Source organism: Rhodovulum sp. YNF3179 (genome assembly GCF_050586465.1).
GTDB lineage: Bacteria > Pseudomonadota > Alphaproteobacteria > Rhodobacterales > Rhodobacteraceae > CAJXYS01.
In genome coordinates, this window is sequence record NZ_JBOCEG010000005.1 from 90,334 (window position 1) to 103,804 (window position 13,471).

Consider the following 13,471-nt stretch of genomic DNA (forward strand, 5'->3'; position numbering starts at 1 on the left):
GCGGCATAGGTAGGGCCCGACAACCAAGGAGCATCCGATGACCGATCTTTCCGGCTTTCCGATCACCCGCCGCTGGCCGCCGCAAAACCCCGGGATCCTGCAACTCTACTCGCTGACCACGCCGAACGGGATCAAGGTTTCGGCCATGCTGGAGGAAACCGGCCTGCCTTACGAGGCCCACCGGATCAGCTTTGCCGACAAGGACCAGTTCACGCCGGAATTCCTGTCCCTGAACCCCAACAACAAGATCCCCGCGATCCTCGATCCGGACGGTCCGGGCGGCCAGCCGATCGGCCTTTTCGAGTCCGGCGCGATCCTCGTCTACCTCGCCGAGAAGACCGGCCGCTTCCTGTCCGACGATCCGGCCACGCGCTACGAGACGCTGCAGTGGCTGATGTTCCAGATGGGCGGCGTCGGTCCGATGTTCGGCCAGCTCGGCTGGTTCACAAAGGGCGACGGGAAGGAGATCGACGACCCGCGCCCGCGCGACCGCTACGTCGGGGAAACCGCGCGCCTGCTCGGGGTTCTGGACCGGCACCTCGAGGGGCGGCGCTTCATTATGGGTGCGGATTACAGCATCGCCGACATCGCCACCTTCCCGTGGCTCCGCACGCTGCTGGAGTTCTACGAGGCCGGCGACGAGACCGGCTGGCGCGATCTTGCCAACCTGCCGGCCTATTACGATCGCTGCATGGCGCGTCCGGCGTCTCGGCGGGCGGTGAAGATACCGCCCGCGCCGGGCGGCTGACCCGTCAGCCCGGCAGCTTGCCCTGCAGGACGTAGCGCAGGATCTGCGCCACCTGTTCGGGCGTGCGGGCGACGGCGTCGGCGGCCGCGTCGACCTCTTTCAGCGCGTGGTCGTGCTCGGGCGGCTGCAGGACGATCAGCGACTTGCCCAGCGCGGCCGCCTGGCCCGCGTCGAAGGCGGCGTTCCACTGCTTGTACTTGTCCCCGAAACGCACCACCACGACATCGGCATCCGCGATCGCCTTGCGGGTGCGGATCGCGTTGATCCCTGCACCCTTGCGGTCATGCCAGAACTTGTCGTCCTCGGCGCCCAGGATCGCGACGCCGCAATCGTCCGAGGCCGGATGATCGGTCACCGGCGCGGTGAAGGTCACGTCGAGCCCGTTGGTCGCTACGGCGATCTCCTCGCGCCAGTCGGTGTGGATTTCTCCGGCGAGATAGACGGTCAGGGTCATGTCGCTTCTCCTTTTCGGCGGGCACGCGCGCCGGGGCGTCAGCCCCGCAGCACGCCGCCCGTCGCTTTCTGAACCTTGTCGACGATCTTGCGGGCGACCGCCTCGATCTCTTCGTCGGTCAGGGTCCTGTCGGTGGGTTGCAGCCGCACGGTCAGCGCGAGCGACTTCTTGCCGGCCCCCATCTGGGCCTCGGCCTTGGGGCCGGCGAACTCGTCGAAGATCGCCACCCGCTCGATCAGGCTCTTGTCTGCGCCCTGCGCCGCGTTCACGAGCGTGGCGGCCTCGACGCCGGCATCGACCACGAAGGCGAAATCACGTTCGACGGCCTGCAGATCGCTGATCTCCAGCGCCGGGCGGGTGGTCGTGCGCGACCGCGGGAAGGGCGGGTTCGCCACGAAAACGGTGAACGCCACCGCCGGACCCTTGACGTCGAGCGTCTCGAGAACCTTCGGGTGCAGCTCTCCGAAGGCCGCCAGAACGTTCTTCGGACCCAGCCGGATCACGCCCGACCGCCCCGGATGCCACCAGGACGCCACGTCGCGGGCCACCTGCGCCTTCGCCGGTGCGCCGATCGCGGCGAGAACCGCCTCGACATCGGCCTTGGCGTCGTAGAGATCCACCGGCCGCCGCGCGCCATGGGGATCGCGCGGACCGGTCTGGCCGATCAGGACACCCGCGGCCTGCATGTGCTGCTCGCCGGGCTCGCCGCCGTGAAAGGCCGGGCCCACCTCGAACAGCGCGAGGTCGTTAAAGCCGCGCGCCTGGTTGCGCGCCGCCGCCTGCAAGAGCCCCGGAAGCAGGTCGGGACGCATATGGCTCATCTCGCTGGAGATCGGGTTTTCCAGCGCCACGGCGTCGCCCCCGCCGCCGAAGAGTTCGGCCGCGCGATCGTCGATGAAGCTGTAGGTCACGCATTCGTTGTAGCCAAGCGCGGCGATGGTGCGCCGCGCGGTGGATTCGCGGCGCTGCATCGGGGTCAGCACCGGTTTCGGCACGCCCGGGCGCACCCGGCGGAGCGGCTTGCCCTCCAGCTTGGTCAGCGAGGCGACCCGCGCCACCTCTTCCACCAGGTCGGCCGGGCCGTGGATGTCCGGCCGCCAGGACGGCGGCGCCACCCGGTCGCCCTCGACCGTGAAGCCGAGCGATCCGAGGATGCGCAGCTGTTCCTCGGCCGGAATGTCCATGCCGACGAGCGACTGCACCCGGCCCGTGTCCAGCGCGTAGTGGCGCGTGGTGTCGGGCACCGCTCCGGCGGTCACGACCTCGGAGGCCTCGCCGCCGCAGAGCTCGAGGATCATCCGCGTGGCCAGTTCCAGACCGTCGGGGGTGAAAGCCGGATCGACGCCGCGCTCGAAACGGTAGCGCGCGTCGGAATTGATCTTCAGCTTGCGCCCGGTCGCGGCGATGGTGATCGGATCCCAGTAGGCGGACTCGAGGAAGACGTTCACCGTGTCCTCGGTGCAGCCGGTCTCCGCGCCCCCCATGATCCCGGCGATGCTCTCGACGCCGTTGTCATCGGAGATAGCCATCATGCCGGGCGCCAGGGTGTAGGCCTTCTCGTCGAGCGCGGTCAGCGTCTCGCCGCCCGCCGCGAAATGCACCCGCAGGTCGCCCGCGACCTTGTCGGCGTCGAAGACGTGCAGCGGCCGGTTCCGGTCGAAGGTGAAGAAATTGGTGATGTCCACCAGGGCCGAGATCGGCCGCAGCCCGATCGCCTTCAGCCGCTGTTGCAGCCAGTCGGGCGAGGGGCCGTTCTTGACGCCGCGGATCACCCGGCCGCAGAAGAGCGGGCAGCCCTTTGCCCGCACGTCGTCGTCGATCGAGACGCCAACGGGCGACGCGAAGCTCCCCGGCACCGGCGCCGCCGGCCGGTCGATCTTGCGCCCGATGCCGCGCGCGGCGAGATCCCGCGCGATGCCCTCGACCCCCAGCGCATCGGGGCGGTTGGGCGTGATGGCGATGTCGATCACCGGATCATTGATGCCGCGATAGTCGATGTAGCGCTGGCCGAGCGGCGCGTCCCCGGGCAGATCGATGATTCCCTCGTGATCGTCGGAGATCATCAGCTCGCGCTCCGAGCAGAGCATCCCGTTCGACTCCACCCCGCGGATCACGCCGGGTTTCAGGTCGACGCCGGTGCCCGGTACATGGGTGCCCACCGGGGCGAAAACGCCCACCATCCCCGTGCGCGCGTTGGGCGCGCCGCAGACGACCTGGACCTCCTCGGTCGGGCCTTCCGGGCCTTCGGGCCAGGTCTCGACCCGGCAGAGCCGCAGCCGGTCCGCGTTGGGATGCTGCTCGCAGGCGATCACCCGGGCGATCCGGAAGGCGCCGAGCGTCTGGGCCGGATCAGCGACCTCCTCGACCTCGAGGCCGAGATCGGTCAGGGCCTCGAGGATCTCCTCGAGGCGGGCCTCGGTCTCCAGATGCTCCCTCAGCCAGGATAGAGTGAACTTCATGCGTGCGCCGCCCCTGAAAGCTACCGTTTGCGGGCCGTGCTTAGCGCATCCCCCGGCGGTGGGAAAGGCCCCGGGGCCGCGCCACGCGGCCGGTGCCACAGTATCGCCCGATTCCGCGCTATAATACCGGCCCGGAGACCGCATCCAGTCCATGAAAGACGCGAGGTGGACCCATGTTCCGCACGCTCTTCGACTCTCTGGCGCCACTTCTCAAGCCGATGCTCCTGGCCCTCGTGCTGCTGATCGGCTTCGGGCTTGCGGGCAACAATTCCGGCGGCGCCCTCTCGGGAAAGGTGCAGCAGGCGCTGAGCTGCCAGTCCCAGATCGTCGGCACGGTCTGCCGGATGCTCGGCCTCGGCGGTTAGTCCTCGTCGCGGATGATGTCCGGGACGCCGAGCCGGTCCAGCAGCCGATCCGTCTCGCGGCTGACCAGCCCCATGTTGCTGTCGCGCACCGTCGGCAAGAGCGCCCGGGCGCGCCGCACCTCGGCGTAATCCACGTCGGCCACGATCAGTTCGGGATCCTGGCCCGCGATGGCCAGCGGATGACCGAAAGGGTCCAGGATCCGCGATCCGCCCCAGAAATTCAGGTCGAGCTCGGTTCCGACGCGGTTCACCATGACCGAGGGGGCGCCGTACATCATCGAGTAGAAATGCATCGTCGCGGTCCAGCCGGACGGGTTGTCGAAAGCCTCGCCCACGGCCTCCACCCCGCTCGAGATCGGCGTCACCAGCAAGGTCGCGCCGTGAAGGAAGCTCAGATGCGTCAGGGCCGGGTTCCAGAGATCGGCGCAGATCAGCAGCCCCATGCGCCAATCCGCGTCGATGGCATGGGTGTCCACGAACCGGCCCTGGGCGTAGTACTTGGTTTCGATCAACCGGCCATAGGAGGGCAGGTTGATCTTGCGGTGCAGGTAGACGACGCGTCCGCGCTGCAGAACCGCGGCGGCGTTGTAGAACTGCGCGGCCGGCCCTTCCTCGATGAAGCCGACCACGACGCGCATGTCGCCCGCCGCCCGCGACAGCGCCGCCAGCCGCGGGTCGTCGCGCTTCATCGTGACGTCCAGCAGGTGTTCGGCCCCGTAATGCCCGGTCATCGACAACTCGGGAAAGACCAGCAGCTCGACCCCGGCGCGCCGCGCCTCGGCGACCCAGTGATGATGCTGGTCGAGATTGGCGTCGAGATCGCCGATCGCGTTGGCGAACTGCGCGGCGCCGATGCGAAGCGTCTGTGACATGCGGGCCTCCGGGGCGGGTGGGTGGCCTGCCACCGCTAGCCCGCGCGGCGCGGCCGATGCAAGAGCCGCGCGGCCGGTTTCAGCGGCTCAGCCCCGCATGCACGGTCGGCACCTCGAGGCTGGCGAAGCCGTAATGGCGCAGCCAACGCAGGTCGCTGTCGAAGAACGCGCGCAGGTCGGGGATCCCGTATTTCAGCATCGCCAGCCGGTCGATGCCCAGCCCGAAGGCGAAGCCCTGCCATTTCTCCGGATCGATCCCGCCGGCCTCCAGCACCCTGGGATGCACCATGCCGCTGCCGAGGATCTCCATCCAGTCGTCGCCTTCGCCCACCCGGAGCTGGCCACCCTCCCAGGAACAGCGCAGGTCGACCTCGGCCGACGGCTCGGTGAAGGGGAAATGCGAGGCGCGGAAGCGCAGCTCGACCTCGTCGACCTCGAAGAAGGCGCGGCAGAATTCTTCCAGCACCCATTTCAGGTTGGCCATCGAGATGTCCTCGCCGATGGCGAGACCCTCGACCTGGTGGAACATGGGCGTGTGGGTCTGGTCCATGTCCATGCGATAGACCCGCCCCGGCGCGATGACCCGGCAGGGCGCGCCATGGGCCTGCATGTGCCGGATCTGCACCGGGCTGGTGTGCGTGCGCAGCACATGCGGCGGGCGCGCGTCGCCCTCGGCCCGGTTCATGAAGAAGGTGTCGTGCTCCTGGCGCGCAGGGTGCTCGGGCGGGATGTTGAGCGCGTCGAAATTGTACCAGTCACTCTCGATCTGCGGCCCCTCCGCCACGGCGAAGCCCATGTCGGCGAAGATCGAGATGACCTCCTCCATCACCTGGCTGACGGGGTGGACGCTGCCGTCGCGCCGGGGCCGGCCCGGCAGGGTCACGTCCAGCCACTCCGTGGCGAGCCGTGCCTCGAGCGCGGCATCGGCCAGCGCCGTCTTCCGGGCCGCCAGCGCGGCGTTGATCTCGTCCTTCAGCGCGTTCAGCGCCGGACCCGCCGTCTTGCGCTCTTCCGGGCTCATCTTGCCCAGTTCGCGCATCTTCAGGCTGACCTCGCCCTTCTTGCCGACCGCGGCGACGCGCAGCGCTTCCAGCGCGGCCTCGTCGCGGGCCGCCGCGATCTCGGCGAGGATCCGGGTCTTCAGCTCGTTCAGGTCATCCATGCGCGGGGCTCCGGCCAATCCTGTTCTTTCTGTCTGGTACCGAGCGGGGGGGCGGATTGCAAGCCCGGCGCCCGGCCCTTCCAAGTGGCGGAAATATCCCCGCCGGAGGCCCGAGCGCCCGCCAGGGCGCGAGAGAAAGGGGGTGGCGCGCGCCCCGCGCGCCGCCGGATACGAAACGACCCCGCGCAGCCCTCGGGCGGCGCGGGGTCGGTCCACTGTCCCCCGGTTGTCCGGGTATGCTCAGGCCAGCGCGGCTTTCGCCTTGTCGACGATGGCGCCGAAAGCTTCGGGCTCGTGCACGGCGAGATCGGCCAGAACCTTGCGGTCGACCTCGATCCCGGCCTTGTCGAGACCGTTGATGAAGCGCGAGTAGGTCAGTTCGCCGTCATGCGAGCGGACGGCCGCGTTGATCCGCTGGATCCACAGGGCGCGGAAATTGCGCTTGCGGTTCTTGCGATCGCGGGTCGCGTACTGGTTGGCCTTGTCGACGGCCTGGGTCGCCGTCTTGAAGGTCGAGCGGCGCGCGCTGTAATAGCCTTTCGCGGCCTTCAGAACCTTCTTGTGGCGGGCGTGCGTGGTGGTTCCACCTTTGACTCGGGACATGTCCGGTTCTCCTCAGCGTGCGTAGGGCATGTATTTCTTGACGATCTTCTCGTCCGCCTCGCAGAGCACCGCGGTGCCGCGCGCGTTGCGGATGAACTTGTTCGATCGCTTGATCATGCCGTGGCGCTTGCCGGCCTGGCCGACCTTCACGCGGCCGTTGGCCGTCACCTTGAAGCGCTTCTTGGCGCCGGACTTCGTCTTCATCTTGGGCATTTCCGTCTCCTCTCGGGTCTCGGTTCCGGCGCGACTCGGCAGCCCTTTCGGCCGGCCGCGCCCTGAGACCGCGTCCTATAGGGCCTCGCCGGCCGGATGACAACCCGGAATCCGGCCGCGGCGCGCCCCTGCCCCTATTCGGGCTCGCCCTTGAAGATCAGCCGCTCGTCGCAGGGCGCGACCCGCAGGATGTTGGTCGAGCCCGGCACGTTGAAGGGAATGCCCGCCGTGACCACGATCATGTCGGTCTCGTCGGCGAAGCCGCGATCGCGCGTGGCCCGGACGGCGCTGACCACGGCCATCTTGAAGCGTTCCACCTCGCCGGTGAGTTCGCAGAATGTCCCCCAGGTCAGGCACAGCCGGCGCGCCGCGCCCGTCAGCGGCGTCAGCGCGATGATCGGGACCCGGGGGCGCTCGCGCGCGACGAGGGTCGCGGTGGTTCCGGAATGGGTGAAACAGCAGATTGCCTTGATGTCGGTCGTCTCGGCGATTTCGCGGGCCGCCGAGACGATCGCGTCGGCGACGCTCTCGCGCGCGACGCTGCGCGAGGCCTCGATCACCTCGCGGTAGGTCGTGTCGCTCTCGACCTCGATGGCGACGTTGTTCATCGTCTGCACGGCCTCGACCGGGTAATCCCCGGCAGCCGATTCCGCCGAGAGCATCACCGCGTCCGCGCCTTCGTAGATGGCCGTCGCCACGTCGGAGACCTCGGCGCGGGTGGGCATCGGGCTTTCGATCATGCTCTCGAGCATCTGGGTCGCGACGATCACGGGCTTGGCCGCCATCCGCGCGCCGCGCACCAGCCGCTTCTGGATCGGGGGCACGTTCTGGACCGGCAGCTCGACGCCCAGGTCGCCGCGCGCCACCATGATCCCGTCGGAGGCCGCGAGGATCGCGTCATAGGCCTTCACCGCCGCGGGCTTCTCGATTTTCGAGAGGATCGCGGCCCGGCCGGCGGCCAGCGCGCGGGCCTCCTCGACGTCCTCGACCCGCTGCACGAAGGACAGCGCCAGCCAGTCGACGCCCAGCGCGCAGACGAAATCCAGGTCCTTGCGATCCTTGTCGCTCAGCGCGGCCAGCGGCAGCACCACGTCGGGCACGTTGACGCCCTTGCGGTTCGAGATCGTCCCGCCCGCGATGACGGTGCAGTCGGCGAAATCCTTGCCGCAGCGCTCCACCTTCAGCCGGATCTTGCCGTCGTTGACCAGCAGGTTCGCGCCCGGCTCCAGCGCCGCGAAGATCTCCTCGTGGGGCAGGCAGACACGGGTCGCGTCCCCCTCGGCCGGGTCGAGGTCGAGACGGAAGCCCTGGCCTTCCTCCAGCTCCTCTTCGCCGCGGGCGAAGGTGCCGCAGCGCAGTTTCGGCCCCTGCAGATCGGCGAGGATGCCGATCGGGCGCCCCGTCTCGCGCTCGATCTCGCGGATGATCGCGTGACGTTCGCGGATTTCGTCGTGGCTGCCATGGCTCATGTTCAGCCGGAACACGTCGGCGCCGGCCTCGAACAGCGCGCGGATGGTTTCCTTGTCGGAGGATGCGGGACCCAGCGTGGCCACGATCTTGACATTGCGAAGGCGTCTCATTCCTGCCTCGTCCTTATGGGGTCAAAATGTCGTCGCGGGCCAATCGGCGGCCTGTATGGCGCAATTCCCGGGTGGAGACAACTGGCACTCTGCCCGCGAAGCGCCTAAGTAGGGCGCGAACCATTCCCGGGATCCGGATAGGACCGTGACGTATCAGCCGTATGAAATCATTGGGGCCGGTCGGCCCTCGCGCTTCCTTTTGACCTGCGACCACGCGACGAACACCGTGCCGCCGGCGGTCAATGGCGGCGACCTGGGCCTGCCGGCGGCCGACATGGAGCGTCATATCGCCTACGACATCGGCGCGGCCGGCGTGACGCGGGCGCTGGCCGAGCTGCTGCAGGCCCCTGCGATCCTGTCGAACTTCTCGCGGCTGGTGATCGACCCGAACCGCGGCGAGGACGATCCGACGCTCTTGATGCGGCTCTATGACGGCACGGTGATCCCGGCCAACCGCGACGCCGACGCCGCCGAGCTGGAGCGCCGGCTGAACGCCTATTACCGGCCCTACCACGCGGCGCTGGAGGGGCTGGCCGAAGCCCGCGGGGAACCGGTGATCGTCTCGATCCACAGCTATACGCCGCAGCTCAAGAACCGTCCGCCCCGGCCCTGGCATATCGGGATCCTGTCGGCCTATGACCGCCGGTTCACCGACCCGCTGATGGCCCGGCTCGCGGAGGATCCCGAGCTGTGCGTCGGCGATAACGAGCCCTATGGCGGACACCTCGCAGGCGACGCCATCGAGCGTCACGCGCTGCGCCACGGGCGGATCAACGCGCTGATCGAGCTGCGCCACGACCTGATCGCCACGCCCGAGGGGCAGGCCGAATGGGCCGCGCGTCTCGCGCCGGTGCTGACGGATGTGCTAGACGAGACCGGATTGTGAGCAAGGAGGAACAGATGGACCGCCAGACCGAACTCGAACTCGAGGCCGCGGCCTTTCGCCGGCTGCGCGACCACCTGCGCGCGCGCACCGACGTGCAGAACATCGACCTGATGAACCTGTCGGGCTTCTGCCGCAACTGTCTCAGCCGCTGGTACATGGAAGCCGCGCAGGAGCGGGGCATCGACATGGACAAGGACGCGGCCAAGGAAATCGTCTACGGCATGCTCTATGACGACTGGAAGGCCAGGTACCAGACCGAGGCGACGCCCGAACAGCAGGCGGCCTTTGCCGAAAGCCACAAGGATCACTGAGTTGATTTGCCCCGGCGCGATCGGCGGCCTAGGCTGTGCCGGTCGAGATGCACCGGCGCCACGCGCACCGAAGGAGGCCTCATGATCCGCCCCGCCGCCCTGCTTTCCGCCGCCCTCATCGCCCTGGCCGGCCCCGCCGCCGCGGGGAAGGGCAGCGACCAGTTGACCGCCAGCGTGGCACGCGAATTGCCGCGTTACGGCTTCGACGTCGACGTGAAGACCCTGGACCGCGCACAGGTCGCGGCGCTGCACCACGCGCTTTACACGGATCGCTCCACCGGTGGAAAGCGCGCGATGATCAAGTCGATCCTGGGCGGGCGCTATTCGCTGCGCGGTCTGCTCTTCGGCGATCGCTGAGGTTCAGGTCGCGGCCTTGCGCGTTTCCTCGAGATAGATCTCGCGCAGCCGCGTCGCGACGGGGCCGGGCTTGCCCGTGCCAATCGGTGTGCCGTCAAGCTCCACCACGGGCATCACGAAGGTCGACGCCGAGGTGATGAAAGCCTCCTCGGCCTCCTGCGCCTCGGCGATGGTGAAGGGGCGCTCCTCCACTTCCATCTGGGCCTCGCGGGCGAATCTCAGCACCGCCGCGCGGGTGATTCCGTGCAGGATCTCCTCGCCCAGGTGCCGGGTGACGATCTTGCCGGTCCTGGTCACGATATAGGCGTTGTTCGAGGTGCCCTCGGTCACGAACCCGTCCTCGACCATCCAGGCATCGTCGGCGCCGGCCTTCTTGGCGGCCATCTTGCCCATCGAGGGATAGAGCAGCTGCACCGTCTTGATGTCGCGGCGGCCCCAACGGATATCGGGGATCGAGATCACCTTCATGCCGGTCCTGGCGGCCGGGCTGTCCACCAGGGATCTCGCCTGGGTAAAGAGCACCACGGTCGGGTCCGGGTCCTTCGGATAGGCGAAGTCGCGGTCGGCCGCGCCGCGGGTCACCTGCAGGTAGATCATGCCCTCGGTCAGGTCGTTGCGCGCCACCAGTTCACGGTGGATCGCCAGCAGCGCGTCCTCGGTCAGCGGGTTCGGCATCTCCAGCTCGCCCAGCGACCGGGCGAGGCGCCTGGCATGGCCCTCGAAATCGATCAGCTTGCCGTCGATGACGGAGGTGACCTCGTAGACGCCATCCGCGAAGAGGAAGCCGCGGTCGAAGACCGAGACCTTCGCCTCTTCCTCGGGCAGGTAGGCGCCGTTGACGTAGACGGTGCGGCTCATGATGCTCTCCTTATCCCCAGAGCGCCGCGTCGGGCGGGTGGACCCCGGCGGCGTCGAATGTCAGCGCGTTGTCGCGGTCTTCGGCCAGCAGGAGCGGGCCGTCAAGATCGGTCACCGCCGCGCCCTGCGCGACCAGCACCGCGGGCGCCATCGCCAGCGAAGAGCCGACCATGCAGCCCACCATCACGGCGTAGCCCTCGGCCCGGGCCGCGTCGCGCAGCGCCAGCGCCTCGGTCAGGCCGCCGGTCTTGTCGAGCTTGATGTTGACCATGTCGTACTTGCCGCGCAGGGCGGGCAGGCTGGCGCGGTCGTGGCAGGACTCGTCGGCGCAGACCGGCAGCGGGCGGTCGATCTCGGCCAGCATGTCGTCGGCGCCGGCCGGCAGGGGCTGCTCGACCATCTCGACGCCGAGCCGCACGAGGTGCGGGGCGAGATCGGCATAGACCTCTGCCGTCCAGCCCTCGTTCGCATCCACGATGATGCGCGAGTCCGGCGCCCCGGCACGCACGGCCTCGAGCCGCGGCATGTCCTCGGGCGTGCCGAGCTTGATCTTCAGAAGCGGCCGGCTCGCGTGCCTGGCAGCCGAGGCGCGCATATTCTCGGGCGTGTCGAGCGACAGCGTGTAGGCCGTGATCTCGGGGCCGGGCGCGGACAGGCCCGCGAGTTCCCAGACGCGGCGGCCGGCACGCTTGGCCGCGAGATCCCAGAGCGCGCAGTCGACGGCGTTTCGCGCCGCGCCGGCCGGCAGCGCCTCTTGCAGCGCCGCCCGGTCGAGGGGCAGGTCCAGCGCCGCGATCTGGGCGGCCACGCTGTCGAGCGTCTCGTCGTAACGGGCATAGGGCACGCATTCGCCGCGTCCGGTCAGACCGCCCTCGGCGACATGCACGGTGAGCACGCGCGCCTCGGTGCGCGAGCCGCGCGAAATGGTGAAGACCTCGGCCAGCGGGAAGCTGTCTCGGGTGACGGTGATCTGCATCGCGCGGGCCCCGGTCAGAGCGCCGCCAGCGCCTCGGCAAGGCGGCCGGCACCCTGGCGGTAGGGATCGACGGCCGGCAGCCCCATGCGCTTCTCGGTCTCGGCGAGATAGCTCAGCGCCTCGTCCTCGCTCATGTGCTGGGTGTTGACCGAGATGCCCACCACCTCGCAGGCCGGGTTGGCGACGCGCGCCAGCGGCAGGGCGGTGTCGCGCAACTGCTCCAGCGTCGGCAGGTCGTAGTCCGGCAGGCCGCGCATGTGGCTGCGCGTCGGCTCATGCGCCAGGATCAGCGCGTCGGGCTGGCCGCCATGGATCAGCGCCATGGTCACGCCGGAATAGGAGACGTGGAACAGGCTTCCCTGGCCCTCGATCAGGTCCCAGTGATCGGGATCGTTGTCCGGCGTCAGCCATTCGACGGACCCGGCCATGAAGTCGGCGATCACCGCGTCGAGCGGCACGCCGTCGCCCGTGATCAGGATCCCGGTCTGCCCGGTGGCGCGGAAGGTCGCCTTCATGCCCCGCTCGCGCATCGCGGCATCCATGGCGAGCGCGGTATACATCTTGCCCACCGAACAGTCCGTGCCCACGGCCAGGCAGCGCTTGCCGCCGCGCTTGGCGCCGTTGGCGATCGGATACTGCACCTCGGGCACCCGCACGTCGTGCAGCGCGCAGCCGCAGGCCTTGGCGACGGCCACCAGTTCCGGCTCGTCGCGCAGCAGGTTGTGCAGCCCGCTCGCCAGGTCGAAGCCTTCCTCGAGCGCGGCCACGAGAACCTTTTTCCAGGCCGCCGAGATCACGCCGCCGCGGTTGGCGACACCGATCACCAGCGTCTTGGCGCCGGCGGCCTTCGCCTCTGCCAGCGTCATGTCGGTCAGGCCCAGGTCGGCCTTGCAGCCCTCCATCCGGAACTGCCCGACGGCGTGGTCCGGACGCCAGTCCTTGATTCCCTGGGCCACTTTCGCGGCCAGCTGGTCGGGCGCATCGCCAAGGAACAGAAGATAGGGGGTCTGGATCAACATCTCGCGGCCTCCGGGCACAGGTCAGTATCGCACGTCATTCTACCTATCACGCGCAGAAATTCTTTCGAGAGTTTGCGCGAAACCGGGCGGACCGGAAAAGATCCTGCGGCCTTTCGCGGGATTCATCGAACCTGCTTCGGCCATTGGTGCAGATCCTTGCGGAATATCCCGGAAGCCCGGCGATTCGTCCCGCGGCCTAGTCCTTTCCGATCAGCGCCACGGGCGCGTTCTCGTCGCGGGAATAATCCAGCGGCGCGGCGTCGACGGCCGCGGTCTGGCGCTTGAACTCGTAGCTCATCTCGTCGCCTTCCAGCGCCGAGGCAACGATCAGCGCCTGGCAGAGATGGCGCTGGCCCTCGTAGATATCGACGTTGCCGCGCAGATGCGGGGCGTTCTCGGCGTCGAGGGTGAAGCCGTCCTCCTCCATCCGCAGGATCGGGAACACCTCGTCGCCGACACGCACGCGCAGGCGGCTCTTGCGGCGCAGGTCGCGCTTGCGGGCCTGTTCCAGTCCCTCGCGGACGTGCTTCGGCAGCATATCGTTCATCCCGGTGCCCCCCCAGCCAATCACCCAAGCGCGATGTGACGCCTCCGCCCCCGATGCGTCA

The 13,471-nt window shown here is 68.7% G+C and carries 16 protein-coding genes; 5 read left to right on the plus strand and 11 right to left on the minus strand.

Annotated features, from left to right (window positions below; all coding sequences use genetic code 11):
• The first annotated feature begins 37 nt into the window (after positions 1 to 37).
• Complete coding sequence (locus ACQ5SP_RS10230; protein ID WP_430938268.1) at positions 38 to 748, plus strand: glutathione S-transferase family protein; 711 nt, start codon at positions 38 to 40, stop codon at positions 746 to 748.
• Between the two features lie 4 nt (positions 749 to 752).
• Here ACQ5SP_RS10230 and ACQ5SP_RS10235 read toward each other — a convergent pair whose 3' ends face one another.
• Both ACQ5SP_RS10235 and pheT read right to left on the minus strand, forming a co-directional pair.
• On the minus strand, positions 753 to 1,202 hold the full coding sequence (locus ACQ5SP_RS10235) for a YtoQ family protein (RefSeq protein WP_430938269.1): 450 nt from the start codon (positions 1,200 to 1,202) through the stop codon (positions 753 to 755).
• Between the two features lie 38 nt (positions 1,203 to 1,240).
• Positions 1,241 to 3,661, minus strand: coding sequence for a phenylalanine--tRNA ligase subunit beta (gene pheT / locus ACQ5SP_RS10240; RefSeq protein ID WP_430938270.1), 2,421 nt, complete (start codon positions 3,659 to 3,661; stop codon positions 1,241 to 1,243).
• Positions 3,662 to 3,834: 173 nt separating this feature from the next.
• On the opposite strand from pheT, the gene ACQ5SP_RS10245 reads away from it, so the two are divergent.
• Positions 3,835 to 4,026: a hypothetical protein gene (locus ACQ5SP_RS10245; RefSeq protein WP_430938271.1), complete on the plus strand. Its 192-nt coding sequence runs from the start codon at positions 3,835 to 3,837 to the stop codon at positions 4,024 to 4,026.
• Here ACQ5SP_RS10245 and ACQ5SP_RS10250 read toward each other — a convergent pair.
• The 5 genes from ACQ5SP_RS10250 to pyk all read right to left on the minus strand — a co-directional run bounded on the left by ACQ5SP_RS10250 (position 4,023) and on the right by pyk (position 8,456).
• Complete coding sequence (locus ACQ5SP_RS10250) at positions 4,023 to 4,898, minus strand: nitrilase-related carbon-nitrogen hydrolase (RefSeq protein ID WP_430938272.1); 876 nt, start codon at positions 4,896 to 4,898, stop codon at positions 4,023 to 4,025. The two genes, ACQ5SP_RS10245 and ACQ5SP_RS10250, sit on opposite strands and share 4 nt — an antisense overlap.
• A gap of 79 nt (positions 4,899 to 4,977) precedes the next feature.
• Positions 4,978 to 6,060, minus strand: coding sequence for a phenylalanine--tRNA ligase subunit alpha (gene pheS / locus ACQ5SP_RS10255; protein ID WP_430938273.1), 1,083 nt, complete (start codon positions 6,058 to 6,060; stop codon positions 4,978 to 4,980).
• 240 nt (positions 6,061 to 6,300) lie between these two features.
• The gene (gene rplT, locus ACQ5SP_RS10260) at positions 6,301 to 6,663 is read right to left on the minus strand and encodes a 50S ribosomal protein L20 (protein ID WP_430938274.1); all 363 of its coding nucleotides are present in this window, start codon (positions 6,661 to 6,663) and stop codon (positions 6,301 to 6,303) included.
• A gap of 12 nt (positions 6,664 to 6,675) precedes the next feature.
• On the minus strand, positions 6,676 to 6,876 hold the full coding sequence (rpmI, locus tag ACQ5SP_RS10265; protein ID WP_430938275.1) for a 50S ribosomal protein L35: 201 nt from the start codon (positions 6,874 to 6,876) through the stop codon (positions 6,676 to 6,678).
• 134 nt (positions 6,877 to 7,010) lie between these two features.
• Positions 7,011 to 8,456, minus strand: coding sequence for a pyruvate kinase (gene pyk, locus ACQ5SP_RS10270; RefSeq protein ID WP_430938276.1), 1,446 nt, complete (start codon positions 8,454 to 8,456; stop codon positions 7,011 to 7,013).
• Between the two features lie 145 nt (positions 8,457 to 8,601).
• On the opposite strand from pyk, the gene ACQ5SP_RS10275 reads away from it, so the two are divergent.
• The 3 genes from ACQ5SP_RS10275 (at position 8,602) to ACQ5SP_RS10285 (ending at position 10,010) form a co-directional block, all read left to right on the plus strand.
• Positions 8,602 to 9,342, plus strand: coding sequence for an N-formylglutamate amidohydrolase (locus ACQ5SP_RS10275; protein ID WP_430938277.1), 741 nt, complete (start codon positions 8,602 to 8,604; stop codon positions 9,340 to 9,342).
• Positions 9,343 to 9,356: 14 nt separating this feature from the next.
• Positions 9,357 to 9,653 carry a DUF1244 domain-containing protein gene (locus tag ACQ5SP_RS10280; protein ID WP_430938278.1) on the plus strand — a complete coding sequence of 99 codons (297 nt, stop codon included), beginning with the start codon at positions 9,357 to 9,359 and terminating at the stop codon, positions 9,651 to 9,653.
• An 81-nt stretch (positions 9,654 to 9,734) separates the two neighbouring features.
• Positions 9,735 to 10,010 (plus strand): hypothetical protein, encoded by a 276-nt coding sequence (locus ACQ5SP_RS10285; RefSeq protein WP_430938279.1) that lies wholly within the window; start codon positions 9,735 to 9,737, stop codon positions 10,008 to 10,010.
• 3 nt (positions 10,011 to 10,013) lie between these two features.
• Here the strand turns inward: ACQ5SP_RS10285 and ACQ5SP_RS10290 are convergent, their stop codons facing one another.
• The 4 genes from ACQ5SP_RS10290 to ACQ5SP_RS10305 all read right to left on the minus strand — a co-directional run bounded on the left by ACQ5SP_RS10290 (position 10,014) and on the right by ACQ5SP_RS10305 (position 13,410).
• Positions 10,014 to 10,868, minus strand: coding sequence for a D-amino-acid transaminase (locus ACQ5SP_RS10290; RefSeq protein ID WP_430938280.1), 855 nt, complete (start codon positions 10,866 to 10,868; stop codon positions 10,014 to 10,016).
• Between the two features lie 10 nt (positions 10,869 to 10,878).
• On the minus strand, positions 10,879 to 11,844 hold the full coding sequence (gene dgcA, locus ACQ5SP_RS10295; RefSeq protein WP_430938281.1) for an N-acetyl-D-Glu racemase DgcA: 966 nt from the start codon (positions 11,842 to 11,844) through the stop codon (positions 10,879 to 10,881).
• Positions 11,845 to 11,858: 14 nt separating this feature from the next.
• A complete protein-coding gene (gene dgcN / locus ACQ5SP_RS10300; RefSeq protein ID WP_430938538.1) occupies positions 11,859 to 12,860 on the minus strand; it encodes an N-acetyltransferase DgcN in 1,002 nt (333 codons plus the stop codon).
• A 199-nt stretch (positions 12,861 to 13,059) separates the two neighbouring features.
• Positions 13,060 to 13,410, minus strand: coding sequence for a hypothetical protein (locus ACQ5SP_RS10305; protein ID WP_430938282.1), 351 nt, complete (start codon positions 13,408 to 13,410; stop codon positions 13,060 to 13,062).
• Between the last annotated feature and the right edge of the window lie 61 nt (positions 13,411 to 13,471).